The organism is Streptomyces sp. NPDC058576 (assembly GCF_042718715.1).
Taxonomy (GTDB): domain Bacteria; phylum Actinomycetota; class Actinomycetes; order Streptomycetales; family Streptomycetaceae; genus Streptomyces.
In genome coordinates this window covers 41,132-65,153 of record NZ_JBHXPF010000044.1, presented here as the reverse complement: position 1 = coordinate 65,153, position 24,022 = coordinate 41,132, and the positions used below count along the sequence as shown (strand labels likewise).

The 24,022-nt window shown below is 72.1% G+C and carries 25 protein-coding genes and 1 riboswitch; of the genes, 13 read left to right on the top strand and 12 right to left on the bottom strand.

All coding sequences use genetic code 11. From position 1 onward, the window contains the following. Positions 1–211 precede the first annotated feature (211 nt). The 3 genes from ACFWRV_RS26520 to ACFWRV_RS26510 all read right to left on the bottom strand — a co-directional run bounded on the left by ACFWRV_RS26520 (position 212) and on the right by ACFWRV_RS26510 (position 2,255). The gene (locus ACFWRV_RS26520) at positions 212–616 is read right to left on the bottom strand and encodes a DUF3040 domain-containing protein (protein ID WP_006123866.1); all 405 of its coding nucleotides are present in this window, start codon (positions 614–616) and stop codon (positions 212–214) included. A 247-nt stretch (positions 617–863) separates the two neighbouring features. Next, positions 864–1,622, bottom strand: coding sequence for a methyltransferase (locus ACFWRV_RS26515; protein WP_384338242.1), 759 nt, complete (start codon positions 1,620–1,622; stop codon positions 864–866). Positions 1,623–1,727: 105 nt separating this feature from the next. Beyond that, the gene (locus tag ACFWRV_RS26510; protein ID WP_384338241.1) at positions 1,728–2,255 is read right to left on the bottom strand and encodes an SAV_6107 family HEPN domain-containing protein; all 528 of its coding nucleotides are present in this window, start codon (positions 2,253–2,255) and stop codon (positions 1,728–1,730) included. Between the two features lie 165 nt (positions 2,256–2,420). Here ACFWRV_RS26510 and ACFWRV_RS26505 point away from each other — a divergent pair, with 165 nt between their 5' ends. From ACFWRV_RS26505 to ACFWRV_RS26485, 5 genes are all read left to right on the top strand, one after another. After that, a complete protein-coding gene (locus ACFWRV_RS26505; RefSeq protein WP_384338240.1) occupies positions 2,421–3,194 on the top strand; it encodes an ATP-binding cassette domain-containing protein in 774 nt (257 codons plus the stop codon). Next, positions 3,166–5,253: a YhgE/Pip family protein gene (locus ACFWRV_RS26500; protein WP_384338239.1), complete on the top strand. Its 2,088-nt coding sequence runs from the start codon at positions 3,166–3,168 to the stop codon at positions 5,251–5,253. The genes ACFWRV_RS26505 and ACFWRV_RS26500 overlap by 29 nt, the downstream gene beginning before the upstream one ends. A 53-nt stretch (positions 5,254–5,306) precedes the next feature. Next, positions 5,307–5,918 (top strand): TetR/AcrR family transcriptional regulator, encoded by a 612-nt coding sequence (locus ACFWRV_RS26495; RefSeq protein ID WP_384338238.1) that lies wholly within the window; start codon positions 5,307–5,309, stop codon positions 5,916–5,918. Between the two features lie 364 nt (positions 5,919–6,282). Then, on the top strand, positions 6,283–6,900 hold the full coding sequence (locus tag ACFWRV_RS26490) for a DUF4126 domain-containing protein (RefSeq protein WP_384338237.1): 618 nt from the start codon (positions 6,283–6,285) through the stop codon (positions 6,898–6,900). A gap of 31 nt (positions 6,901–6,931) precedes the next feature. Further along, complete coding sequence (locus ACFWRV_RS26485; RefSeq protein ID WP_384338236.1) at positions 6,932–8,446, top strand: phytoene desaturase family protein; 1,515 nt, start codon at positions 6,932–6,934, stop codon at positions 8,444–8,446. A gap of 55 nt (positions 8,447–8,501) precedes the next feature. On the opposite strand, the gene ACFWRV_RS26480 is transcribed toward ACFWRV_RS26485, so the two are convergent. The 6 genes from ACFWRV_RS26480 to ACFWRV_RS26455 form a co-directional block, all read right to left on the bottom strand. Further along, the gene (locus tag ACFWRV_RS26480; protein WP_384338235.1) at positions 8,502–9,404 is read right to left on the bottom strand and encodes a hypothetical protein; all 903 of its coding nucleotides are present in this window, start codon (positions 9,402–9,404) and stop codon (positions 8,502–8,504) included. A gap of 49 nt (positions 9,405–9,453) precedes the next feature. After that, positions 9,454–10,371, bottom strand: a complete 918-nt coding sequence (gene metF / locus ACFWRV_RS26475) for a methylenetetrahydrofolate reductase [NAD(P)H] (RefSeq protein ID WP_073776512.1) — start codon at positions 10,369–10,371, stop codon at positions 9,454–9,456. Between the two features lie 126 nt (positions 10,372–10,497). Continuing rightward, positions 10,498–11,148 carry a thiamine phosphate synthase gene (thiE, locus tag ACFWRV_RS26470; protein WP_384338234.1) on the bottom strand — a complete coding sequence of 217 codons (651 nt, stop codon included), beginning with the start codon at positions 11,146–11,148 and terminating at the stop codon, positions 10,498–10,500. A 75-nt stretch (positions 11,149–11,223) separates the two neighbouring features. Next, positions 11,224–11,589 (bottom strand): Rv2175c family DNA-binding protein, encoded by a 366-nt coding sequence (locus ACFWRV_RS26465; protein WP_371622973.1) that lies wholly within the window; start codon positions 11,587–11,589, stop codon positions 11,224–11,226. Positions 11,590–11,669: 80 nt separating this feature from the next. Continuing rightward, positions 11,670–12,845 (bottom strand): NAD(P)/FAD-dependent oxidoreductase, encoded by a 1,176-nt coding sequence (locus ACFWRV_RS26460; RefSeq protein WP_384338244.1) that lies wholly within the window; start codon positions 12,843–12,845, stop codon positions 11,670–11,672. Between the two features lie 118 nt (positions 12,846–12,963). After that, a complete protein-coding gene (locus ACFWRV_RS26455; protein ID WP_384338233.1) occupies positions 12,964–13,305 on the bottom strand; it encodes a hypothetical protein in 342 nt (113 codons plus the stop codon). A gap of 52 nt (positions 13,306–13,357) precedes the next feature. Further along, positions 13,358–13,470, top strand: a riboswitch (TPP riboswitch). On the opposite strand from ACFWRV_RS26455, the gene thiO reads away from it, so the two are divergent. From thiO to ACFWRV_RS26430, 5 genes are all read left to right on the top strand, one after another. Continuing rightward, positions 13,468–14,679, top strand: coding sequence for a glycine oxidase ThiO (gene thiO / locus ACFWRV_RS26450; RefSeq protein ID WP_384338232.1), 1,212 nt, complete (start codon positions 13,468–13,470; stop codon positions 14,677–14,679). (Overlaps the previous riboswitch by 3 nt.) Next, complete coding sequence (gene thiS / locus ACFWRV_RS26445) at positions 14,676–14,945, top strand: sulfur carrier protein ThiS (RefSeq protein ID WP_384338231.1); 270 nt, start codon at positions 14,676–14,678, stop codon at positions 14,943–14,945. Before thiO ends, thiS begins: the two co-directional genes overlap by 4 nt. 2 nt (positions 14,946–14,947) lie before the next feature. Further along, complete coding sequence (locus ACFWRV_RS26440; protein ID WP_384338230.1) at positions 14,948–15,742, top strand: thiazole synthase; 795 nt, start codon at positions 14,948–14,950, stop codon at positions 15,740–15,742. Between the two features lie 160 nt (positions 15,743–15,902). Beyond that, positions 15,903–17,837 (top strand): Stk1 family PASTA domain-containing Ser/Thr kinase, encoded by a 1,935-nt coding sequence (gene pknB / locus ACFWRV_RS26435; RefSeq protein WP_384338229.1) that lies wholly within the window; start codon positions 15,903–15,905, stop codon positions 17,835–17,837. A 6-nt stretch (positions 17,838–17,843) separates the two neighbouring features. Beyond that, entirely contained in the window at positions 17,844–18,755 is a 912-nt protein-coding gene (locus tag ACFWRV_RS26430; protein WP_384338228.1) for a deoxyribonuclease IV, read from the top strand. 4 nt (positions 18,756–18,759) lie between these two features. Here the strand turns inward: ACFWRV_RS26430 and ACFWRV_RS26425 are convergent, their stop codons facing one another. Continuing rightward, entirely contained in the window at positions 18,760–19,392 is a 633-nt protein-coding gene (locus ACFWRV_RS26425; protein ID WP_384338227.1) for a sulfite oxidase-like oxidoreductase, read from the bottom strand. Positions 19,393–19,549: 157 nt separating this feature from the next. Between ACFWRV_RS26425 and bfr the strand changes: the two genes are divergently transcribed. After that, a complete protein-coding gene (gene bfr / locus ACFWRV_RS26420; RefSeq protein ID WP_329227849.1) occupies positions 19,550–20,029 on the top strand; it encodes a bacterioferritin in 480 nt (159 codons plus the stop codon). A gap of 4 nt (positions 20,030–20,033) precedes the next feature. Here bfr and ACFWRV_RS26415 read toward each other — a convergent pair whose 3' ends face one another. Next, complete coding sequence (locus ACFWRV_RS26415; protein ID WP_384338226.1) at positions 20,034–20,315, bottom strand: bacterioferritin-associated ferredoxin; 282 nt, start codon at positions 20,313–20,315, stop codon at positions 20,034–20,036. A 161-nt stretch (positions 20,316–20,476) separates the two neighbouring features. Continuing rightward, a complete protein-coding gene (locus ACFWRV_RS26410) occupies positions 20,477–21,823 on the bottom strand; it encodes a class II 3-deoxy-7-phosphoheptulonate synthase (RefSeq protein WP_026241475.1) in 1,347 nt (448 codons plus the stop codon). Between the two features lie 102 nt (positions 21,824–21,925). Between ACFWRV_RS26410 and ACFWRV_RS26405 the strand changes: the two genes are divergently transcribed. Further along, on the top strand, positions 21,926–21,994 hold the full coding sequence (locus tag ACFWRV_RS26405; protein WP_384338243.1) for a trp operon leader peptide: 69 nt from the start codon (positions 21,926–21,928) through the stop codon (positions 21,992–21,994). Between the two features lie 126 nt (positions 21,995–22,120). Then, positions 22,121–24,019, top strand: a complete 1,899-nt coding sequence (locus ACFWRV_RS26400) for an anthranilate synthase family protein (RefSeq protein ID WP_384338225.1) — start codon at positions 22,121–22,123, stop codon at positions 24,017–24,019. Positions 24,020–24,022: the final 3 nt, after the last annotated feature.

Genomic DNA, 24,022 nt, shown 5'->3' with positions numbered 1-24,022 from the left:
GGCCCGGACCCTGTGCAGGGTCCGGGCCGGGGGCCTTCGCGGTCCGGTCCCGTGCGCTCGTCACCGGCGGTCCGGGCTCTCACCCCGACGTCATCAGGGGTGCCACGCACTGATGGGTGAGGGGGGCGCGTGAATGCGGCCGCCGCTCACCCATCGGTGTCGTACGTGGTGCCATCGCCCGGCCCTGTGGAAAGAACAGGGCCGACGCGTGTTACTGGCCCTGTTCGTCGCGGCGGCGCTGCCACCGCTGCTCGATGCGGTTCATCATCGACCGGCGTTGTCTCGGTCGGCGGCGTGCGCCGCTGTCCCCGCCACCTGCGGCGGCCGGCTGTTGTTCACCGGGCTTGGGCGCTTTGCGCCATCCGGTGACCGCGAGCACGGCACAGCCGAGCATGACGAGGAACCCCACCACGCTGATCCAGATCTGCTGGGCGACCATTCCGGCCATGAGGAGCGCGATACCCACCAGGAAGCCAGCGACCGCCTGGTAGACCCTTTTCCGGGTGTACGTACGCAGTCCGCTTCCCTCGAGCGCTGTCGCGAACTTGGGATCTTCGGCGTACAGCGCTCGCTCCATCTGCTCGAGCATGCGCTGCTCGTGCTCCGAGAGCGGCACGGGATCCTCCTCGTCGTCGGCCGCGGGGGCGACCGGTATGCGGCCCTTCCAGGATAGGCAGGGATTCGCCCCCGTGAAACCCGCCCTCTAGCGTTCAGCCAGTCCGGACCGCTATGTCGGCTCGGCTGCTGAGGCGTAGATTCCCCGACGACCGATCCGCCATGCCGGATGGTGTCACCCGATCATACGGGGCGGACGCCCCTTACGGGGGTCCTGAGTCCCACTCCGTCCGCGCTTGCGTTGCTGATCAGCGGCGCTTCTCGCCCAGAACGTGCAGCTGGGTGGCGACGGAATGGAACGCGGGCTGCTCGGCGACGGCCGCTTCGAGCTTGAGGAGGGCCTCCACGGCGCCGGGCTCGGTGTCCACCAGGACGCCCGGCACAAGATCGGCGAAGACCCGGACGCCGTGCACCGCGGCGATCTCCAGACCGGCGTCGGAGACCACGTCGGAGAGCTGATCGGCGGTGAACCTGCGGGGCACCGGGTCGCCCTCGCCCCAGCGGCCTGCCGGGTCGGTGAGCGCGTGGCGGGCCTCGGTGAAGTGACCGGCGAGCGCGCGGGCCAGGACCGCTCCGCCGAGGCCGGCGGCGAGCAGGCTCAGCGCGCCGGAGGAGCGCAGGGCCTCGACCGCGTTGCGCACACCCTCGGCGGGCTCGTCGACGTATTCCAGGACGCCGTGGCAGAGCACCGCGTCGAAGCCGTCGCGCTCCACGACGTCGAACAGGCCGAGGATGTCGCCCTGGACCCCCCGGACCCGGTCGGCGACCCCGGCCTCGGCCGCGCGGCGCTCCAGCGCGAAGAGCGCGTTGGGGCTGGGGTCGACGACGGTGACCGTGTGGCCGAGCCGGGCCGCGGGCACGGCGAAGTTGCCGGTGCCGCCACCGGTGTCCAGGACGTCCAGGGCGTCCCTGCCGGTCGCCTTGACCTGACGGTCCAGGGCCTCCTTGAGGACCTCCCAGACCACGGCGGTACGGAGGGAGGCGCGGGGGCGCGGCTGGTCCGACACGGCAGATGACTCCTCGGCACGGTGCCGCCGGGGACGGCGGAGCGTGAACAGTGCGGGTGGTGATGTGAGCGGTCACCACCCTATTGCCTCGCCCCGCCGTCCAGGTCACCCGCCGCCCGGCGTCTCCTGCCGGGGTTGCGGGAGGGCCGGCTGGAGCACCAGCAGCCGTTCCACCAGGCGCAGGAACATGGCCGCGTCGCGCAGCAGGTCGTCGGCGTCACGCCCGTCGGCGGCTCCCGGCATGCCCGCCTCCGCCCGGGCCCGCCGGTCGGCCCCGGCGGCGAAGAGGGCGCTCCATTCGGTCAGTTCCGGAGCTGTCTCCGGGAGGACTTCCCACGCGCTCCGGATGGGCTCGCGGCGGCGCTTGTTCGTCTCGGGGCGGCCGCGCGCGGCCAGCACGGCCGCCGCGGTGCGCAGGGCGGCGAGGTGAGCGGTGGCGTACCGCTCGTTGGGCTCGTGGAGCACGGCGGCCTCGTCGAGGCCGGAGCGGGCCTTGGCGAGCAGTTCGAGAGCGGCGGGCGGCGCCGTGCTGCGCCGCAGCACGGGGTGGACATCGTCGGCCGGACCGGTCAGTGAGGGGGCAGGGCTGACTGCGCGGCGCCGCGGGGCGGCTGCTGCGGACGAGCTGGCCATGACGAACCTCCTGTCGTCGTGTGACGGCTCCGTGGCCGTCTGTGTCCATGGTGGCGGCCACCACTGACAATCGGCCGTGTACCCGCTTTGACCAGCTTCTTTGCCTTCGAGCGCACGTTCGGGCTACCTTTTGCACTGACTGGTCAGTTTAAAAGAGGAGGGTCTGTGGAGAGCCCGTACGGCGCGGCTGTCGTCGCCGAGGACTTCGGACTGGAGGGACCGCGCGGCCGGGTCTTCCGGAACGTGACGTTCAGCGCCGAGCCAGGGACGTTGGTGGCCATCGAAGGACCGTCGGGATCGGGCCGCACCTGCCTGCTGCTCGCCCTGACCGGCCGGATGCGCACCACCGAGGGCCACGCGGAGACCGGCGGACTGCGGCTGCCCAAGCAGGCCGCCGCCGTCCGCGGGATCGCCGCCCTGGGACCGGTCCCGGGCGTCAGCGAGCTGGACCCGGCCTTCACGGTCGCCGAACACCTGAACGAACGCGCCCTCCTCCAGGGCCGCTACGGCGCCTCCCTGCGCGCCCTGCTGCGCCCGCGCGCCGAACGCCGGGCCGCGGCCCGGGCCCGGATCGACGAGGCTCTTGAAGCCGCCGGCCTCGACCTCGCCACGCTGCCCAAGGCGGGGCGCACCTCCGTACGGGACCTGGAGCGGCTGGAGGCGCTGCGGCTGTCCGTGGCACTGGCGCTGATCGGCAAGCCGCGGCTGCTCGCCGTCGACGACACCGATCTCAAGCTCTCGGACGCCGAACGCGACCGGGCCTGGGCGCTCCTGCGCTCCGTGGCCGACGCCGGGACGACCGTGCTCGCCGTGTGCAGCGAGGCCCCCGAGAACACCCAGGTCGTGCGCACCGCAGCCGCCCCCGGGGAACCCGCCGACGACGAACCCACCACGGATGAGGAGACGGCCGATGCGTTCGCCGAAGCTGGCCGCGCTTGAGCTGAAGCGGTTCGGCAGGGGGAAGCTGCCGGCCGCCGCGCTGGTGGCCCTGCTGCTCCTGCCGCTGCTCTACGGCGCCCTGTACCTGTGCTCGTTCTGGGACCCGTACGGCAAGCTCGACAAGCTGCCCGTCGCCCTGGTCAACGACGACAAGGGGGCCACCAGTGACGGGAAGCGCGTCACGGCCGGGGACGAGATCAGCGAGAAGCTGCTCGACTCCAAGGTCTTCGCCTGGCACGAGGTGAGCTCCGCCGAGGCCGAGAAGGGCGTCGAGGAGGGTACGTACTACCTCTCGCTGACGATGCCGTCGGACTTCAGCAGGAAGATCGCGTCCAGCGGCGGGGACTCCCCCGAGACCGGCGCGCTCCAGGTGCGGACGAACGACGCCAACAACTACATCGTCGGGCAGATCTCCAAGACGGTCTTCGGAGAGGTGCGCAACGCCGCCTCCACGAACGCCTCCCGGTCCTTCCTGGACCGCATCTTCATCAACTTCTCCGATTTGCACGACAAGACCGCCGAGGCGGCCAAGGGGGCCGACGACCTCAAGGGCGGCATCTCCAAGGCGAAGCAGGGTTCCAAGGACCTCGCGAACGGCCTCAAGGACTCCAAGGCGGGCAGCAAGAAGCTCTCCGACGGGATTGTGAAGCTGAACCAGGGATCACGCGATCTCGCCACGGGCTCCGCCGGGGTCGCCGGCGGCACCCAGGTCCTGGCCGACAAGGTCAACAAGATCGCCGGTGACGTACGCCCGTTCTTCAAGGACAACGGGAAGTCCATCCAGGACACCGCCCGGCTGGTCGCCGACACCTCCGGGGCCGTACGGCACAACCTCGACCTGTTGGTGAGGAGCGCGCCCACCGCCGCCGCCGACGCCAGGAAGGCGGCGGACGAGCTGACCGAGGTCCACCGCACGCAGTGCGTGGAGGCCGAGGAGCCCGACGCCACGGTCTGCCCGCCGCTGGAGCGCGCCAAGGGCACGGCCGTCGACGTCGCGAAGATCGCCGCCGATGTGAACACCCTGGTCACGAACCAGAACGGCGACCTGAAGAGGCTGAGCACCCAGCTGACCGCCTTCCAGAAGCAGGCCGACGACCTCGCGAAGCGCGCGCCGACGCTGGACGACGACCTGGCGTCGGCCGTGGCCAAGGTCAACGAGCTCAACACCGGGGCCCACAAGGTCGCCAAGGGCGCCCAGGCGCTGCACACCGGACTCGGCGGCGCGCAGACCGGCTCCAGCGATCTGGACACCGGCGTCGGCAGGCTGAAGACCGGCGCGGAGAACCTGGACGGCGGGCTCTTCCGGCTCGGCGACGGCTCGACGGAGCTGGCCCAGGGCCTCAACGACGGCGTAGAGAAGATCCCGGACTACGGCAAGAAGGACCGCGACGCGCGGACCGACGTCATGGCCGACCCCGTCCAGCTGGCCTCCAAGTCGCTCCACGCGGCCCCCAACTACGGCACCGGCTTCGCCCCGTACTTCATCCCGCTGTCCCTGTGGGTCGGCGCGATGGTGGCGTACATGCTGATCCAGCCGATGAACAGGCGCGCCCTCGCCGCCGGGGCCTCCTCCTGGCGGATCGCGCTCGCCGGCTGGCTCCCGGTCGCCGCCATCGGCACGGCCCAGGTCGCCGCCCTGATGGCCGTCCTGCACTGGGGCCTCGGTCTCCAGATGGCGCACGCCGCCGGAACGATCGGCTTCCTGGCCCTGGTGACCTGCTGCTTCGCCGCGATCGTGCAGTGGCTGAACGCCTGCTTCGGGGCGGCCGGGCGGATCCTGGTGCTGGTGGTGCTGATGCTCCAGCTGACCTCGGCCGGGGGCACGTACCCCGTCCAGACCAGCCCTGGCTTCTTCGGCGCGATCCACCCGTACCTGCCGATGACGTACGTCGTCGAGGGGCTGCGCAGGCTGATCACGGGCGGTCCGCTCACCCCGGTCTGGCTGGGGTGCGCGGTGCTGGCGGCCTTCACCGTCGGCGCGCTCGCCCTGACCGCGTTCACCGCCCGCCGCAAGCAGGTGTGGAGCCTGAGCCGGCTGCACCCGGAGCTGAGCCTGTGAGCGCGCCCGCGGTCGAGCCCCTGGGGGCGCCGGGGCCTGGAAGAATCGGCCGCATGGAAAGCAGTGGCACCACGCGCCGCCAGGCCACCCGGCAGAAGCTCTACGAGGCGGCGGTGACGCTCATCGCCGAGAAGGGCTTCTCGGCGACCACCGTCGACGAGATCGCCGAGCGGGCCGGGGTCGCCAAGGGCACGGTCTATTACAACTTCAAGAGCAAGACCGAGCTGTTCGAGGAGCTGCTCCGGCACGGCGTGGGGCTGCTCACCGCCTCGCTGCGGGCCGCCGCCGAGGAGTCCGAGGAACGCGGCGGCACCCGGGTCGAGGCGCTGGACGCGATGATCCGGGCCGGGCTCGCCTTCATCGACCGCTACCCGGCCTTCACCCAGCTGTACGTGGCCGAGCTCTGGCGCACCAACCGCGCCTGGCAGTCGACCCTGCTGGTGGTGCGTCAGGAGGCCGTGGCGGTCGTCGAGGACGTGTTGCGCGAGGCGGTGCGCAGCGGTGAGCTGAGCGAGGAGATCGACATCCCGCTGACGGCAGCGGCGCTGGTCGGGATGGTGCTGGTGGCGGCGCTGGACTGGCAGGCGTTCCAGCCGGAGCGCTCGATCGACGAGGTCCACTCGGCGCTGTCGCTGCTGCTGCACGGTCGGGTCAGCGGGCACTGAGGCCGCACGGCCGGGACGTACCGGGAAAGCCGAAGACGCCGGCCGCTGGAGTTCGCATCCCCCGCGAACTTCACCGGACCGGCGTCTTCCGTGCCTGCCGGAAACCCGTTCCCCGTGACCCCGTATGTCCCCCGTGGTCCCCGGGCCTCCGTCGTGCACCCCCGTTGCGTCGGGAGAGCCGCGCCGTTCCGCCGCCCCGTGCCGGCGGTCCTGGCGCAGCGCCCCTTCCGTGGTCATCACTCTGCCGTCCGTGCAGGTGGGGGCCTATCCGCGCAGCTACTCATCTGTGCGCCTAGGTACGGATACTCAGGGCTGCGCGCGCAACCTCACCCGGCTCCGGCAGGCGGTCGTTACGATCGCCTGCGTGTCCGTAATCCCTCTGGTGTTCACAAGCGGCTGGGCGAGCGGGATCAACGCGTACGCGGTGGTCCTGCTGCTCGGCCTGTTCGGCGCGACCGGCGTGTCCGACGAGGTGCCCGCCGCCCTGCAGCGCACCGACGTCCTGATCGTGGCCGGTGTGCTGTTCCTCTGCGAGGCGGTCGCGGACAAGATCCCCTACGTGGACTCGCTCTGGGACACCGCGCACACCGTGATCCGGCCGGTGGCCGGGGCGGTGGTCGCCGCGCTGCTGGCCGGGGAGAGCGGTTCGCTGCCGGAGCTGGCGGCCGGCGCGATCGGCGGGTCCACGGCGCTGATGAGTCATCTGGTCAAAGCGGGCACCCGGATGGCCGTCAACACCTCTCCGGAGCCCTTCAGCAACATCGGGATGAGCGTCGCGGAGGATCTCGGGGTCGCGGGAGTCATCACCTTCGCCCTCTTCAATCCGGTCGCCGCCGCCGTGATCGCGGCCGTGCTGCTCGTGCTGGGGATCGTCGCACTGTTCTTCCTCGCCTCGCGGATCCGCCGCTTCCTGCGCCGCCGGGCCCAGCGCCGCGAGGAGAAACGCCTGGCCGGAACGGGTGGGCACTGGCCTCCCGGCTGACCTGTCCGTGCCGGTCGATAAAGTCACCGGCATGGCACGAATTGCGGTGATCGGCGCCGGGACGGGCGCGATGGCGGCGGCGGCCCGGCTGGCCGTGGCAGGCGAGAAGGTGACGGTCTACGAGCGCTCCGCGAGCTACGGCGGCTCGGTCGGCCGCCATGAGCACGAGGGCTTCGTCTTCGACACCGGGCCCGGGCTGCTGCACCTCCCGGCCGTCCAGCGGGACCTCTTCGTGAAGACCGGCAAGGAGTCGCTGGAGCAGTGCGTGACGCTGACCCAGGTCGATCCGGCGAGCCGTCATCTCTTCGCGGACGGCACGGCGGTGTCCCTGCCCAACGCCTCCCGGGCCGGGGTGGCCGCCGCCCTGGACGGCGCTCTCGGCGCGGGTGCCGGGGCGCGCTGGAGCGACTTCATGGACCGGGCCCGGGACGCCTGGGACCGCTCCCGGCGGCCGCTCCTGGAGGAGCCGCTGCGGGCGGATCACCAGGTCCTGGGGCGTGACCCGTATCCGGCGGTGCGGCAAAGGCGGCTGCTGCGCTCGGCCCGGCAGGCGGGCACGGTCGCGGAGATCGGCGCGTGGGAGCTGGCGGACCCGCGCCTGGCCGCCCTGCTCGACGGGTACGCGCTCGCCCACGGCCTCGACCCGCGCGCCGCGCCCGCGAGCGCCGCGCTGCTGCCGTACATGGAGCAGACCTTCGGCAGCTGGTACGTGATGGGCGGGATGCGCGAGCTGGCCCGGGCGGTGTACGAGCGGTGTCTGGCGCGCCGCGTGAAGTTCGTCTTCGGGGCCGAGGTGGTCCGGGTCGTCGAGAAGAACGGCCGGACGGCGGGCGTGGAGCTGGCGGACGGTGAGGTGGCCGAGGCCGACAAGGTGGTGCTCGGGGTCCGGCCGCACGCGGGTCTGGTGCCGGGTCAGCAGGTCGGCGGCGCGGACGAGGTGCCGGTCCGCGCAGGCTCCGGCGCGGGTGCGGCGGGCCGGTTCACGGTGCTGCTGTCGCTGCGCGGGGCCCGGGAGGCGGGTGCGGTGCACCGGACCGTGGTGCACAGCGCGGAGGGGGCGGCGGAGCAGGAGGCGGTGTTCGGGGGCCGGGTCGCCGTCCACCCCACGGTGTGGGTGCTGCGCCCCGACGATCCGGCAACCCGCCCGGACGCGGAGCACGAGGCGGTGACGCTCACCGCGACGGTGGCTCCGCAGGGGCCGGTCGACTGGCGGGACGCGGGGGTGCGGCAGCGGTTCGCCGACCTGTTGGTGGAGCGCGCGGCGGCGGCCGTTCCCGGGCTGCGGGACCGGATCCTGCACACGGAGATCCGCACGCCGGCGGAGACCGAGGCGGAGACGGGGGCCGAGGGCGGTGCGGTGCCGCCGCCCGCGCTGGCCGGGGCCGGCGGCGCGTATCTGCACCCGGGCAACCTGACCCGGCTGCCGGGGCTGTATCTCGCGGGCGGCTGGGCGCATCCGGGCGGCGGTCTCGCGCACGCCGGGATGTCGGGAACGCTGGTGGCCGGGCTCGTGGTGGAGGGCGACGGCTTCCGCGGCTCCCGGTGAGCCAGGAGCGCGCGCCGCCGCCGACGGAGGGCCCACCCCCGTCGGCGCCGCGGGCTCAGTAGCGGTACTGCTCGTTCTGGCCGGTGTCGTAACCGTTGCCGTACGGGGCGGGCCCGGTGGGCTGCTCCGGCTCCAGCGGGGGGTACTGCTCGGCGTCGCGCTGCTGCGGGACCCAGACGCCGCCGGGCGGGGTGTCCGTGCTGTAGCTCTGGGCGTAGGGGTCGGCGTAGCTCTGCTGCCCGCCCTGGCTGTCGTAGCCGTTGCCGTAGGCGTCGTAACCGCCGTAGGAGGGGGCTCCGTTGGTGGTGCCGATGTACGGGTCGGAGTAGGCGGCGTAGCTCTGCTGGCCGGTGCCGTAGTCGTACGTTCCTGCGTAGGGGTCCTGGGCCGGCTGCTGTTCGTAGCCGGTGTAGGGGTCGTACGCGGCGTACTGGGGCTGGGCCGAGGGGTCGGCCTGGTGGCCGTGGTCCTGGGCGGCGTGGCCGTTCGGGTCGTAGCCGGTGTCCCCGTACACGCCGTACTGGCCGGTGTCGTCGGGGAGGGGCTGCGGTTCGTAGACGGACGGTGCGGGCGGGGCGGCCGGAGGCTGGTTGTACCCGGCCGCGGCGTCCAGGTCCGCGACCTCCAGGTCCGAGACCTCCAGCGTGGGTTCCTTCACGGCGGCGCCCGAGCCGCCGCCCCGGCGGCGGCGGCTCTCCCCCGGGCTGCCGCCTATGGCCCAGCCGGTGGAGAAGCCGCGCCGGAAGGACAGCGTCACGAAGGTCTGGCCGGTGGCGAAGGCGAGCGTCCCGACGACGATGACCGGGACGGAGGCCAGCAGCACCCCGACCACCACGCCGAGGAAGCCGGCGAAGGCGAGGAGCCGCCAGCGCAGTCGTGCCTTGTACTGCAGCAGCACCTCGCCGAGCAGCCACAGTGCCACCAGACCGAATGCGATGTAGAGGACCGTCCAGCCCACGCCCGCCCCCTCCTTCGGCCGTAGCCGCGTCGGCGGCGGGTACGACCGGTCACGACTGCTTGTGCAGTCCGAGTTTCTCGTAGATTTCGAGCGTAGCCGTCGAGTTGTTGAGCGTGATGAAGTGCAGCCCGGGCACACCCTCGGACAGCAGCTTCGCGCAGAACTCCGTTGCGAACTCGATGCCAATGGAGCGTACAGCGGCTGGATCGTCCTTGGCTGCGAGGATGCGCTCTTTCAACGACGCGGGCACGGTCGCGTTGCTGAGCTGGGAGAACTTTTCCAATTGCTTCACGCTGGTGAGGGGCATGACCTCGGGGATCACCGGCGTTTCGCAACCCGCAGCGACCACACGGTCACGCATCCGGAGATAGTCCTCCGGGCGGAAGAACATCTGGGTGATCGCGTAATCCGCGCCCGCCCGGCACTTGTCGACGAAATGACCGATGTCCGTCTCCCAGTCGGTCGACCGGGGGTGCATTTCGGGAAATGCCGCGACGCCGACGCAGAAGTCGCCCGATTCCTTGATGAGCCGGACGAGGTCGGCGGCGTACTTCACCCCCTGCGGGTGCTCCACCCACTCGCCCATCGGGTCGCCGGGCGGGTCGCCGCGGACCGCGAGGATGTTCCTGATGCCCGCGTCGGCGTACTGCCCGACCATGTTGCGCAGCTCGGCGATCGAGTGGTTGACCGCGGTGAGGTGGGCGACGGGGGTGAGTGTGGAGTCCGCCGCGATCTCCTGGGTGGCCTTGACCGTCCCGGCACGGGTGGAGCCGCCGGCGCCGTACGTCACGGAGACGAAGCTCGGGCGGACCGCCTCGACCCGGCGCAGCGCGTTCCAGAGGTTCCGTTCGCCCTTTTCCGTCTTGGGCGCCCAGAACTCGAAGGAGTACGACGTCTTGCCGGTCGCTAGCAGGTCACGCACGGTGCGCGCGTGATCCGTCCTGGTGGAAGGTGTACCAAGGGCCATAAGGGGAGGTTAACCAGGGGGTGGACACTCCCCCAACCAGAGCGGGAAACTTTGTCTCGTTTTGCCGGACTGTTGTCCATCCCTCGGACAGCTGCCCCCGATGCCCCTCGTCGGTACGCCGAGGGTTCAGAGCGTGTGCGCCCGGACACGTCGGGCCAGTTCAGCGGTGGCGGCGGCCGGGTCGTCGGCCTCGGTGACGGCCCGGACGACGACGACCCGGCGGGCCCCGGCGTCCAGCACCTGGTCCAGATTGCCCGCGTCGATCCCCCCGATCGCGAACCAGGGCCGCTCTGCGCCGAGGGAGGCGGCGTAGCGCACGAGGTCGAGGCCGGGGGCGTGGCGGCCGGGCTTGGTGGGGGTGGGCCAGCAGGGGCCGGTGCAGAAGTAGTCCACGCCGTCTTGGGCGACGGCGGCGTCGACCTCGGCCTCGGCGTGCGTGGAGCGGCCGATCAGCCGGTCGGCGCCGATGATCGCGCGGGCGGCGGGGACCGGCAGGTCGCCCTGCCCGAGGTGCAGGACGTCGGCCCCGGCGGCGTGGGCGACATCCGCGCGGTCGTTCACCGCGAGGAGCTTGCCGTGCCGACGGCAGGCGTCGGCGAACACCGCGAGGTGCTCCAGCTCCTCGGCGGCCTCCATGCCCTTGTCCCGGAGCTGGATGATGTCGACGCCGGAGGCGAGCACGGCATCGAGGAAGGCGGGGAGGTCACCCTGCCGCTTGCGGGCGTCCGTGCACAGGTAGAGCCGGGCGTCGGACAGCTGCTCGCGAGGCGTGGACATGGGTGGACTCCCCCGTGGTCGTGACGGTGCACGGGCCGCGCCGGGCGGTCCGTGCACCGCTTCCTGTCGTGTCGGTCAGACGGCGAGCGCCTGGGCGCGGCGCTTCACCTCCGTACCGCGATTCTCGCTCAGCGCCTGCGCGGGGGTGCCGGGCAGGGTCGGGTCGGGGGTGAAGAGCCACTCCAGCATCTCTTCGTCGGAATAGCCGTCGTCCCTCAGGAGGGTCAGGGTGCCGGAGAGGCCCTTGACCACCTTGTCGCCGTCGATGAAGGCGGCGGGCACCTGGAGCGTCCGGTTCTCACCACGGCGTACGGCGATGAGCTGGCCTTCCTTGACCAGCTGCCGCACGCGGGTCACCTGAACATCGAGCATCTCCGCGATGTCGGGAAGGTGGAGCCAGGCGGGGACGAGAGCATCGGTCTTTGCGTCAATCTCGGTCACAAGGACAAGCGTGCCATCCCGGACTGACAGCCGGTAGCCGGGCCGACCGTACGGGGGTGTCCGAGGCGGCCCCGGGGCGCTCAGAGGGCGGCGGACTTCAGCGGTACGGCCGGGTCGGCCACCTTCTCCGGGTCGAGGACGGCCCCCGATTCGATGAGCCTGCGTCCCTGGGCGAGGTCGCGCGGACGGCCCACGGCGAGCACGGCGGCCAGCGCGCCGTCGTGCAGCCAGCACACCGACCAGGCCGCGTCCGCCCCGTCGCCGCGCCACAGCAGGGTGTCGGCGTGGGCGTGGTGGCCCGCGTACTGCACGAAGCGGCCGAACTGCTCGGACCAGAAGTACGGGACGGGGTCGTAGACGGGGAGCGGTTCGCCGGTCCCGGCGGCCATGATCGCGGCGGCCGCGGTGCGCGGGCCCTGGAGGGCGTTGTCCCAGTGGTGGACCAGCAGGCGGGTTCCGTAGCGGGCGGAGGGGAAGGAGGCGCAGTCGCCGACCGCGTACACATCGGGCAGCGAGGTGCGCAGCGCGCTGTCGGCGGTGACCGAGCCGTCCAGGCCGAGGACGACCCCGGAGCCGGCCAGCCAGCCGGTGGCGGGGCGGGCGCCGATGCCGACGACCACGGCCCCGGCGGGCAGGGTGCGGCCGTCGTCGAGGACGACGGTCCCCTCCTCGACGCGGTCGACCCGGGCTCCGGTGAGGAGTTCGGCGCCGCTGTCGGCGTACCAGGCGGCCATCGGGGCGGCCACCTCGGCGGGCAGGGTGCCCGCGAGCGGGCGGGCGGCGGCCTCGACGACGGTGACCGCGCAGCCCGCGGCGCGGGCGGCGGTGGCGAACTCCGCGCCGATCCAGCCCGCCCCGACGACGACCACGTCGTGCTGCCGGTCCAGGACGGGCCGCAGCCGGGCGGCGTCGTCGAGGGTGCGCAGCAGATGGACGCCGGGCACGCCCTCGGCGCCGGGCAGGGTGATGGGCTCCGCCCCGGTGGCGAGGACCAGCGCGTCGTAGCGGACCGGGCCGTCGGCGGTGTCCAGCACATGGGCGGCGGCGCGCAGGGCGGTGACGTCCAGGCCGAGGCGCAGGGTGATGTCCAGCGCCTCGAAGTCGATGTCGAAGGCCGAGTCCTCGGCCTTGCCCAGCAGCACGGCCTTGGACAGCGGCGGGCGGTCGTACGGCTGGTGGGGCTCGGCGCCGATCAGGGTGACGGACCCCGCGAAGCCGGCTTCCCGCAGGGCGACCGCGGTCTGCACGCCCGCCATGCCCGCTCCGACGATCACGACGTGCCGGTCCGGGCTCTTCTCCGTCTGGTGCTCGCTCACCCGTCCACCTTAATCACCTGACGAATCGTCAGGAAGGCGGCCGCCGGAAAGACCCTCCTCAGGAGGGCACTTCCTCCACCACGCTCGTTCCGCTGCCCTCCCCCGACTCCCACTGCCACCGCTCCTCCAGCCGCACCCGGCCGTCCGCGAGGTCGACGACCGTGGAGAGGCAGTGCCCGGAGGAGGTCGTTCCGTCCTGCTTGAGCTGCACGTAGCGGAAGTCGAGCGCGTCCCCGTCCCGGGTGCCGACGAGATGGCCGCGGACCACGTCGCCGCCCGTGTAATCGGCCCAGATCCGGCCGTCCCGCTCGTGGTAGGTGAACCGGGTGCGGGTCCCGACCTGGCCGGGGGCCTGGTCGGCGACGGGCGCGAGGACGAGTCCGTCGAGCGATCGGGCCATGGTGGTTGCTCCCCTACTGGGCAGTGGGCGGCGGGGTTTAGGGTGGCCAAGGTAGAACACTCGCGGGAGCCCGGACGCACCGGGCTGAGAGGGAGGCTGGCCGGCCTCCGACCGTACGAACCTGCTCCGGGTCATGCCGGCGAAGGGAGGGGCTGGACACTCATGCGCGTCTCAGGGACAACCTCAGGAGCCTCCGGGAGAGCCTCCGGGTCCGACGTCCTCGTCATCGGGGGCGGCATCATCGGCCTGGTCACCGCCTGGCGGGCCGCTCAGCGCGGGCTGACCGTCACGGTGGCGGACCCCGCACCGGGCGGCGGAGCCGCCCAGGTCGCGGCGGGCATGCTGGCCGCCGTCACCGAACTGCACTACGGCGAGCAGATGCTGCTCGGCCTCAACCTCGCCTCCGCCGCGCGCTATCCGGCGTTCGTCGAGGAGCTGGAGGAGGCGAGCGGCCGGGAGACCGGCTTCCGGACCTGCGGCACGCTGGCCGTGGCGCTCGACTCCGACGACCGGGCGCATCTGCGCGAACTGCACGCCCTCCAGGAGCGTTCGGGCCTGGAGTCGGTCTGGCTGAGCGGTCGTGAGTGCCGCCGCCTGGAGCCGATGCTGGCCCCGGGCGTCCGGGGCGGCCTCCGGGTCGACGGCGACCACCAGGTGGACCCGCGCCGGCTCGCCGCGGCGCTGCTGACCGCCTGCGAACGGGCCGGGGTCGCGCTCCGCCGGACGACCGTCGAACGGCTCACCGTCACCGGGGGCCGGGCCGCCGGGGCGCTGCTCGGCGACGGCACGGACTTCGCGGCCGATCAGGTCGTGCTCGCCGCCGGCAGCCTCAGCGGCCGGCTCGCGGGGCTCCCGCCGGAGCTCGTGCCGCCGGTCCGCCCGGTCAAGGGCCAGGTCCTCAGGCTCACCGTGCCTCCGGCGTACGCCCCCTTCCTCAGCCGCACCGTGCGCGCCGTGGTCCGGGGCGGTCACCTCTATCTCGTGCCGCGCGAGAACGGCGAGCTGGTCGTCGGCGCCACCAGCGAGGAGATGGGCTGGGACACCACGGTCACCGCCGGCGGCGTGTACGAGCTGCTGCGCGACGCCCACGAGCTGGTGCCCGGGATCACCGAGCTGCCGCTGACCGAGACCCGGGCCGGTCTGCGCCCCGCGTCGCCCGACAACGCCCCGCTGCTCGGCCCCACCGCCCTGCCCGGTCTGCTGTTCGCCACCGGGCACCACCGCAACGGCGTCCTGCTGACGCCCGTCACCGGGGACGCGATGGCCGACGCCCTGACCACCGGCGAGCTGCCCGAGACGGCCCGCCCCTTCGCCCCCGGCCGGTTCGAGACCGCCGCCACCGCCGCCCCCGTACTCCAGGAGCAGCCCGTATGACCCAGCAGTCCGCCGCACCGGAAGCCACCGCCGTCCCCGAAGGCCCCGCCGCACCGGAAGCCACCGTTTCCCTCTCGGTGAACGGGGAAGCCCGCACCGTTCCCGCCGGGACCGACCTCAGCGCCCTCGTCACCGCCCTGACCCCGGCTCCCGCCGGGGTCGCCGCCGCCGTCAACGAGAGCGTCGTCCCGCGCGGCCAGTGGGCTGCCACAAAGCTCGGCGAGGGCGACCGCGTCGAGGTCCTGACCGCCGTACAGGGAGGCTGACCATGTCGGACGACGTCTTCACGCTGGGGCCCGCCGCCTTCGGCTCCCGGCTGATCATGGGCACCGGCGGGGCCCCGAGCCTGGAGATCCTGGAGCGCTCGCTGGTCGCCTCCGGCACCGAGCTGACCACGGTCGCGATGCGCCGGCTGGATCCGGCCGTGCAGGGTTCGGTGCTCTCGGTGCTGGAGCGGCTCTCCATCCAGGTCCTGCCGAACACCGCGGGGTGCTTCACCGCGGGCGAGGCGGTGCTCACCGCCCGGCTGGCGCGGGAAGCGCTCGGCACCGACTGGGTGAAGCTGGAGGTGATCGCCGACGAGCGGACCCTGCTGCCCGACCCGATCGAGTTGCTGGACGCGGCGGAGACGCTGGTCGACGACGGATTCGTCGTGCTGCCCTACACCAACGACGACCCGGTCCTCGCCCGGAAGCTGGAGGAGGTGGGGTGTGCGGCGATCATGCCGCTCGGCTCCCCCATCGGCTCCGGGCTCGGCATCCGCAACCCGCACAACTTCGAGCTGATCGTGGAGCGGGCCGGGGTGCCGGTGATCCTCGACGCGGGGGCCGGGACGGCCTCGGACGCGGCGCAGGCGATGGAGCTGGGCTGCGCCGCTGTGATGCTCGCCTCGGCGGTGACCCGGGCCCAGGAGCCGGAGCTGATGGCGGGTGCGATGCGTCACGCGGTGGAGGGCGGGCGGCTCGCGTACCGGGCGGGCCGGATTCCGCGTCGCCACTTCGCCGAGGCGTCCTCACCGGTGGCCGGGCGGGCCGCGTTCGATCCGGAGCGGCCCGCGTTCTGAGCCGGTGGTCGTCGGGGGCGCCGCCCCCGGACCCCCGCTCCTCGAACGCCGGAGGGGTTGGATCGTCCCCGGCGTGCCCCTGTCACGGATCGGCTGCAGAACGGCCCCGGGAATGCCCCGGCCCGTCCGGGGTGTCGGTGGCGGCTCTTAGACTCTCGGGGTGGACACGACCCTCCAGGACCCTCTCGTCGGGCAGCTGCTCGACGGCCGGTATCGCATTGAGGCGCGCATCGCCGTCGGCGGGATGGCCACGGTCTACCGGGCCGTGGACACCCGCCTGGACCGGGTGCTCGCCCTCAAGGTGATGCACCCGGCGCTCGCCACCGACGTCGCGTTCGTCGAGCGCTTCATCCGGGAGGCCAAGTCGGTGGCCCGCCTGGCGCACCCCAATGTGGTCGCGGTCTTCGACCAGGGCGCCGAGGGCGCATACGTCTATCTCGCGATGGAGTACGTGGCGGGCTGCACCCTGCGCGACGTGCTGCGCGAGCGCGGGGCCCTCCAGCCCCGGGCCGCGCTGGACATCCTGGAGCCGGTCCTCGCCGCGCTCGGCGCCGCGCACCGGGCCGGGTTCGTGCACCGCGACATGAAGCCGGAGAACGTCCTGATCGGGGACGACGGCCGGGTGAAGGTCGCCGACTTCGGCCTGGTCAGGGCGGTCGGCACGGCCACCGACACCACCGGTTCGCTGCTGGGCACGGTGTCGTATCTGGCCCCCGAGCAGATCGAGCACGGCACCGCCGACACCCGCAGTGATGTGTACGCCTGCGGGGTCGTGCTGTACGAGATGCTCACCGGCGCCAAGCCGCACACCGGCGAGAACGCCGCGCAGGTCATCTACCAGCACCTCAACTCCGACGTCCCGGCCCCGTCCGCTCTCGTGCCGGGGCTCCCGGTCGCGCTGGACAGCCTGGTGGCGAGCGCGACCGCCCGCAATCCCGAGGTGCGCCCGCACGACGCGGTGCTGCTGCTGGCCGAGGCCCGCGAGGCCCGTGCCGGGCTGACCGACGCCGAGCTGGACTCCGTACCGCCGCAGGCGCTGTCGGACTCCCACGACGGCGCGGACGACCGTACGAGCGTGATCCCGCGGGCCCTCCCGGCGGACGGCGACGGGGCCGGAGTGCACCGCACCAGCCGCCTGGAGATGCCCCCGGCGGGACCCGCCGCGCCGCCCCGGCGGCGGCCAGGCCGGCGCGGCCCGTTCGGCGGGCCGCACCGCAGGCTGGTCATCGTGCTCACCGCCGTCCTGCTGACCCTGGGGATCGGCACCGGCGTCTGGTACATCAACTCCGGCCAGTTCACCCAGGTCCCCTCACTGCTCGGCCAGACCCAGCAGACCGCCGAGAAGCGGCTCTCCGACGAAGGACTCGGGCTCAAGGGTGTCGAGCGGGTCTTCAGCGACACCGTCGAGCGGGGCGAGGTCGTCAGCAGCGACCCCGCCTCCGGCGACCGGATCCGGGGCAACGGCTCGGTGAAGCTCGTCGTCTCGCGGGGCCCGGAGATCGTGCGGGTGCCCGACGTGGTGGGCCGGTCCCTCGCGGACGCCCGGCGCTCCCTGAAGAAGGTGGGCCTGGTCCCCGGGATGGTGACCAGGGAGTTCAGCGAGGACGTGGCGCGCGGCGAGGTGGTCCGCACGGATCCCCGCGCCGGCACCGACCGCAACCCGGACACGGCCGTGGCGCTCGTCGTCAGCAAGGGCGCTCCGATCGACGTCCCGGACGTCACCGGGCTCTCCGCCGAGGACGCCACCGCCGAGCTGGAGGCCGAGGGGCTGAAGGCCGAGGTGCTGCCCGGCCGGGTCCACTCCGCCGAGGACCAGGGAGCCGTCGCCGAGCAGTCCCCCGAGGAGGGCGCCGAGGCCGCCGAGGGCGAGACGGTCCAGCTGACCGTCTCCAAGGGCCCCCGGATGCTGGACGTCCCGGACGTCACCGGCCGGGACGTCGACGAGGCGCGGAGCACCCTGGAGGAGGCGGGCTTCGACGTGAAGGTCGACCGGCCGTTCCTCTCCTTCAGCGACACGATCGCGAGCCAGTCCGTGGACGGCGGCGGACAGGCCCCCGAGGGTTCCACGATCACCATCGAGACCAAGGGGTTCTAGCACCGCATGCGCCATCCGGAGAACGTCGTGCGCAACCCGGTGGGCGGGCATGTCCCCGTGGCCGGCGGCCTGGCCAAGGTCGGCCTGGAGTACGCGCGTGAGCTGGCGGCGGAGACCGTGCAGGTCTTCGTGGCCAACCCCCGCGGCTGGGCGACGCCCGTCGGGAACCCGGCGCAGGACGAGCTGTTCCGCGCCGAGTGCGCGGCGGCCTCGATCCCGGCGTACGTGCACGCCCCGTATCTGATCAACTTCGGCTCGCACACCGAGGCGACGGTGGAGAAGTCCGTGGAGTCCCTGCGCCACTCGCTGCGGCGGGCCCGGGAGATCGGTGCGCTGGGCGTGGTGGTGCACACCGGTTCGGCGACCGGCGGGCGGCCGCGCAGCGAGGCGCTGGCCCAGGTGCGGGAGCACATGCGGCCGCTGCTGGACGAGCTGACCCATGACGACGATCCGGATCTGCTGCTGGAGTCGACGGCCGGCCAGGGCTTCTCGCTCTGCTCGCGGACCTGGGACTTCGGGCCGTACTTCGAGGCGCTGGACTCCCACCCGAAGCTGGGGATCTGCCTGGACACGTGCCACATCTACGCCGCCGGGCACGACCTGACCGGTCCGACGGGGATGCGGCAGACGCTGGACCTGCTGGTGGAGACGGTCGGCGAGGGGCGGCTGAAGCTGATCCACGCCAACGACTCCAAGGACGTCGTGGGCGCCCACAAGGACCGGCACGAGAACATCGGCGCCGGTCATATCGGGGCGGAGCCGTTCGCCGAGCTGTTCGCCCACCCAGCGACCGAGGGCGTACCGCTGATCATCGAGACGCCCGGCGGCAAGGAGGGGCACGCGGCGGACGTGGCCCGGCTGAAGGAGCTGCGGAAGACCCGTCAGGGTCTTTCGGCTGATGCGAACGAGAAGCCCTAGGGCTTCACAGCTCCGGGCCGTCCCCGGGCTCCTCCTGGTAGGAGTAGCGCTGCTCGCCCCAGGGGTCACCGATGTTGTGGTAGCCGCGCTCCTCCCAGAATCCGCGCCGGTCCGCCGTCATGTACTCGACGCCCCGGACCCATTTCGGGCCCTTCCAGGCGTACAGGTGCGGGACGACGAGGCGGAGCGGGAAGCCGTGTTCGGCGGTGAGGAGTTCGCCGTCCTTGTGGGTGGCGAAGAGGGTGCGCTCGGAGGCGAAGTCGTCGAGGCGCAGGTTCGATGAGAAGCCGTATTCCGCCCAGACCATCACATGGGTGGCGTCGGGGGCGGGCGGTGCGAGTTCGAGGACCGTACGGGCGGGGATTCCGCCCCATTCGGCGCCGATCATGCTGAACTTCGTCACGCAGTGCAGATCGGCGACGACCGAGGAGAACGGCAGCGCGGAGAAGTCCTGGTGGTTCCAGCAGTGCTTGTCGCCGTCGGCGGTGGCCCCGAAGACCCGGAACTCCCAGCGGTCGGGCTTGAACTTGGGAACGGGCCCGTAGTGGGTGACCGGCCATCCGCGCTGCAGTCGCTGTCCCGGCGGAAGCTCGGACTGCTCTGTCTCGCGATGTTCCCGGCTTTCCGGCTGACCCATGCCTCCATGGTGACAGACAGGCAGGGGTGGTCATGACCAGGGAGGACCCCACCGGGGCAACTCGTACTAAGCATGCACTTACTGGACGGCCGCTGGGCGCGGTGCGAGGATCTGGCCAACTTGCCAGATCGATCACCGGTTGGAAGGAGCCTTTGCCATGCAGGGCGACCCCGAGGTCCTTGAGTTTCTCAATGAGCAGCTGACCGCCGAATTGACTGCCATCAACCAGTACTTCCTGCACGCGAAGATGCAGGAGAACTTCGGCTGGACGAAGCTCGCCAAGTACACCCGGGCCGAGTCCTTCGACGAGATGAAGCACGCCGAGATCCTGACCGACCGGATTCTGTTCCTGGACGGACTGCCGAACTACCAGCGGCTGTTCCATGTACGGGTGGGTCAGACGGTCACCGAGATGTTCCAGGCGGACCGGCAGGTCGAGGTGGAGGCGATCGACCGGCTCAGGCGGGGTATCGAGGTGATGCGTGGCAAGGGCGACATCACGTCCGCGAACATCTTCGAGTCGATCCTGGAGGACGAGGAGCACCACATCGACTATCTCGACACCCAGCTGGAGCTGGTCGAGAAGCTCGGTGAGGCGCTCTACATCGCCCAGCTGATCGAGCAGCCGGAGAGCTGACCGCTCAGGCCGCGTCGGAGAGGCGTACGTCCCGGACAGCGCCTGCGGCGATCGCTGCCGCCACCGGGTGCGCGAGGGGGGCGGTGGCAGGCTCCTGCCGCTGGTCGAGCAGCTCACGGCGGGAGCAGTCGCCCCGGCCCAGGAGTGCCTGGATGCGGCGCACACATCCGCCGCAGTCCGTCCCGGCCTTGCAGGCCGACGCGATCTGCCGGGGTGTGCAGGCTCCGGCGTCCGCATGCTTCTTGACCTGTGCTTCGGTGATGCCGAAGCAGGAGCAGACGTACATGCGGTTCACCTCCCTGCGGGTCGGTCGGGCGCCGTCCCGGTCTTCGTCGGTGAGGCTAACCTAACCCTACCCGCCGCTCAACCGGCGCAAAAGCCCTGGGGACGCCTGTGGGGCACGGATCACATGGATCCGTGCCCCACAGGTGCGTCCGGCGGGAATGCCTACTGGTCGCGGTACATCTCGGCGACGAGGAAGGCCAGGTCGAGGGACTGGCTGCGGTTGAGCCGGGGGTCGCAGGCCGTCTCGTAACGCTGGTGCAGGTCGTCCACGAAGATCTCGTGGCCGCCGCCCACGCACTCGGTGACATCGTCGCCGGTCAGCTCCACGTGGATGCCGCCCGGGTGGGTGCCGAGGCCCTTGTGGACCTCGAAGAAGCCCTTGACCTCGTCCAGGACGTCGTCGAAGCGGCGCGTCTTGTGGCCGGAGGCGGCCTCGAAGGTGTTGCCGTGCATCGGGTCGGTCACCCAGGCGACGGTGGCGCCGGAGGCGGTGACCTTCTCGACCAGCTCGGGCAGCTTGTCGCGGACCTTGTCGGCGCCCATGCGGACGATGAAGGTCAGCCGGCCGGGCTCGCGCTCGGGGTCGAGGCGGTCGACGTAGCCGAGGGCCTCGTCGACGGTGGTCGTCGGGCCGAGCTTGATGCCGATCGGGTTGCGGACCTTCGAGGCGAACTCGATGTGCGCGCCGTCCATCTGGCGGGTGCGCTCACCGATCCAGACCATGTGGCCGGAGGTGTCGTAGAGCTCGCCGGTGCGCGAGTCGGTGCGGGTCAGCGCCGTCTCGTAGTCCAGCAGCAGCGCCTCGTGCGAGGCGTAGAACTCGACCGCCTTGAACTCGGCCGGGTCGGTGCCGCACGCCTTCATGAAGTTGAGCGCGTTGTCGATCTCGCGGGCCAGGGCCTCGTAGCGCTGCCCGGCCGGGGACGACTTCACGAAGTCCTGGTTCCAGGCGTGCACCTGGCGCAGGTCGGCGTAACCGCCGGTGGTGAAGGCGCGGACCAGGTTCAGCGTGGAGGAGGACGCGTGGTACATCTGCTTCAGCCGCGCGGGGTCCGGGATCCGGGCCTCCTCGGTGAAGGCGAAGCCGTTCACCGAGTCGCCGCGGTAGGTCGGCAGGGTCACGCCGTCGCGGGTCTCGGTCGACTTGGAGCGCGGCTTGGAGTACTGGCCCGCGATCCGGCCGACCTTCACCACGGGGACGGAGGCCGCGTAGGTCAGGACGGCGCTCATCTGGAGCAGGGTCTTCAGCTTGGCCCGGATGTGCTCGGCGGACACGGCGTCGAAGGCCTCGGCGCAGTCGCCGCCCTGCAGCAGGAACGCCTCGCCCTTGGCGACGGCTCCCAGACGGGCGCGCAGCTGGTCGCACTCGCCCGCGAAGACGAGCGGCGGATACGACGCGAGGTCCGCGAGTACATCGCGCAGGGCCTCGGAGTCGGGGTACTCGGGCTGCTGCGCCGCGGGAAGGTCTCGCCAGGTGTTGCCACCGGCGACGGAGGTATTGGCGTTCACGGTCACGTGCACAACATTACGGGGTCGCGGGAGGCGTCCATTCGAGCGCTCAACAGTTGAGACACCCGCTCCGATGCCCGGAACGTCCGCTAGGGTCGCAGCATGTCGACGCGACAGATCCGGATCTCGATCCAGAACTGGTGGTGGACCGCTCATCCGGCGGCCCACTGATTCATCGCGCTGACACATCGCGAAGGCCGCCCGAGGGGCGGCCTTTTCTGCGTTGCGGAGCCGTTCCTCTCCCCGTGAATCCCGTACGAGGCCCTCGTACGGTCCGCCCGGAAGGAACCCGCTCCCATGTCCCGTACCGCACCCCGCACCGCCTTCGATCTCGTCCGCCGGCTGCTGGCGGAGGACGCCCCGCCGTTCGCGCTGCTGCGCCGTCGTACGCCCGGCCGTGACCACGATCACGTCGAACTGATGATCGGCGGGGTGCGGGAGGCGGACCGGCTGGCCGATCTGCCGGTGGGCGCGTCGCCGGCCCTCGCCCTGGTGCCGTTCCGGCAGATCGCCGAGCGCGGCTTCGACGTCCGCGACGACGGCACCCCGCTGAGCGTGCTGGTCGCCGACGAGACGCACGAGCTGGAGCTCGCGGAGGTGCTGGCGGCGCTGCCCGCGCATGACGTGACGGTGGAGGACCGCGGCTTCGATGTGCCGGACGGGGAGTACGCGGACATCGTGCGGCGGGTGATCCGGGACGAGATCGGGCAGGGCGAGGGCGCGAACTTCGTGATCCGCCGGACGTTCCGGGGCGAGATCCCCGGGTTCGGGCGGGCGGACGCGCTGGCACTGTTCCGGCGGCTGCTGGCGGGCGAGCGGGGCGCGTACTGGACGTTCGTGGTGCACACCGGGGACAGGACGCTGGTGGGGGCGAGCCCGGAGGTGCATGTGCGGATGTCGGGCGGGACGGTCGTGATGAACCCGATCAGCGGGACCTACCGCTACCCGGACGACGGACCGACCGCGACAAGCCTGCTGGCGTTCCTCGGGGACCGCAAGGAGAGCGAGGAGCTGTCCATGGTGGTCGACGAGGAGCTGAAGATGATGTGCACGGTGGGCGACATGGGCGGGGTGGTGGTCGGGCCCCGGCTCAAGGAGATGGCGCACCTCGCGCACACCGAGTACGAGCTGCGCGGGAAGTCCTCCCTGGATGTACGGGACGTGCTGCGCGAGACCATGTTCGCGGCGACCGTGACCGGCTCCCCGGTGCAGAACGCGTGCCGGGTGATCGAGCGGTACGAGTCCGGGGGCCGCGGCTACTACGCGGGTGCGCTGGCCCTGCTGGGCCGGGACGCGAGCGGGGCGCAGACGCTGGACTCGCCGATCCTGATCCGGACCGCCGACATCGACCCCGGCGGTTCGCTGAGGGTGTCCGTCGGGGCCACGCTCGTACGCCACTCGGATCCGGAGAGCGAGGTCGCCGAGACGCATGCCAAGGCGGCCGGGGTGCTGGCCGCTCTGGGCGTGCGGCCGGGGCGCCCGGCGGCGGAGGCGGACCGCCCGCGACTGGCGGCCGACCCCCGGGTGCGGGCGGCGCTGGACGACCGGCGCGGGGGGCTCGCCCCGTTCTGGCTGCGGATGCAGGAGCGCGTCCGGGACCTGTCCGGCCACGCGCTGGTGGTGGACGGCGAGGACACGTTCACCGCGATGCTGGCCCATCTGCTGCGGTCGTCCGGTCTTGACGTCTCGGTGCGCCGCTACGACGAGCCGGGGCTGCGCGCGGTGGTCCGGGCGCACGAGGGGCCGGTCGTGCTGGGGCCCGGTCCGGGCAATCCGGGCGACCTGAGCGACCCGAAGATGCTGCTGTTGCGGGAGATCGCCGCCGAGCTGGTGCGGGAACACCGGCACGGGCTGCTGGGGGTCTGCCTGGGGCATGAGCTGATCGCGGCGGAACTGGGTCTTGAGATCGTCCGCAAGGCGGTGCCGTACCAGGGGGCGCAGACCAGGATCGAGCTGTTCGGGCGGGCGGAGACGGTGGGCTTCTACAACAGCTTCACCGCTCGGTGCGACGGTCCGGCCGCCGCCGAGCTGGCCGCGCACGGGATCGAGGTGAGCCGCGACGAGGAGAGCGGCGAGCTGCACGCGCTGCGCGGGCCGGGCTTCGCCTCGGTGCAGTTCCACCCGGAGTCGGTGCTGACCGTGCGGGGCTCGGCGATCGTGACGGAGCTGCTGGCGGGGCTTCCCGTGGCGGGCTGAGCC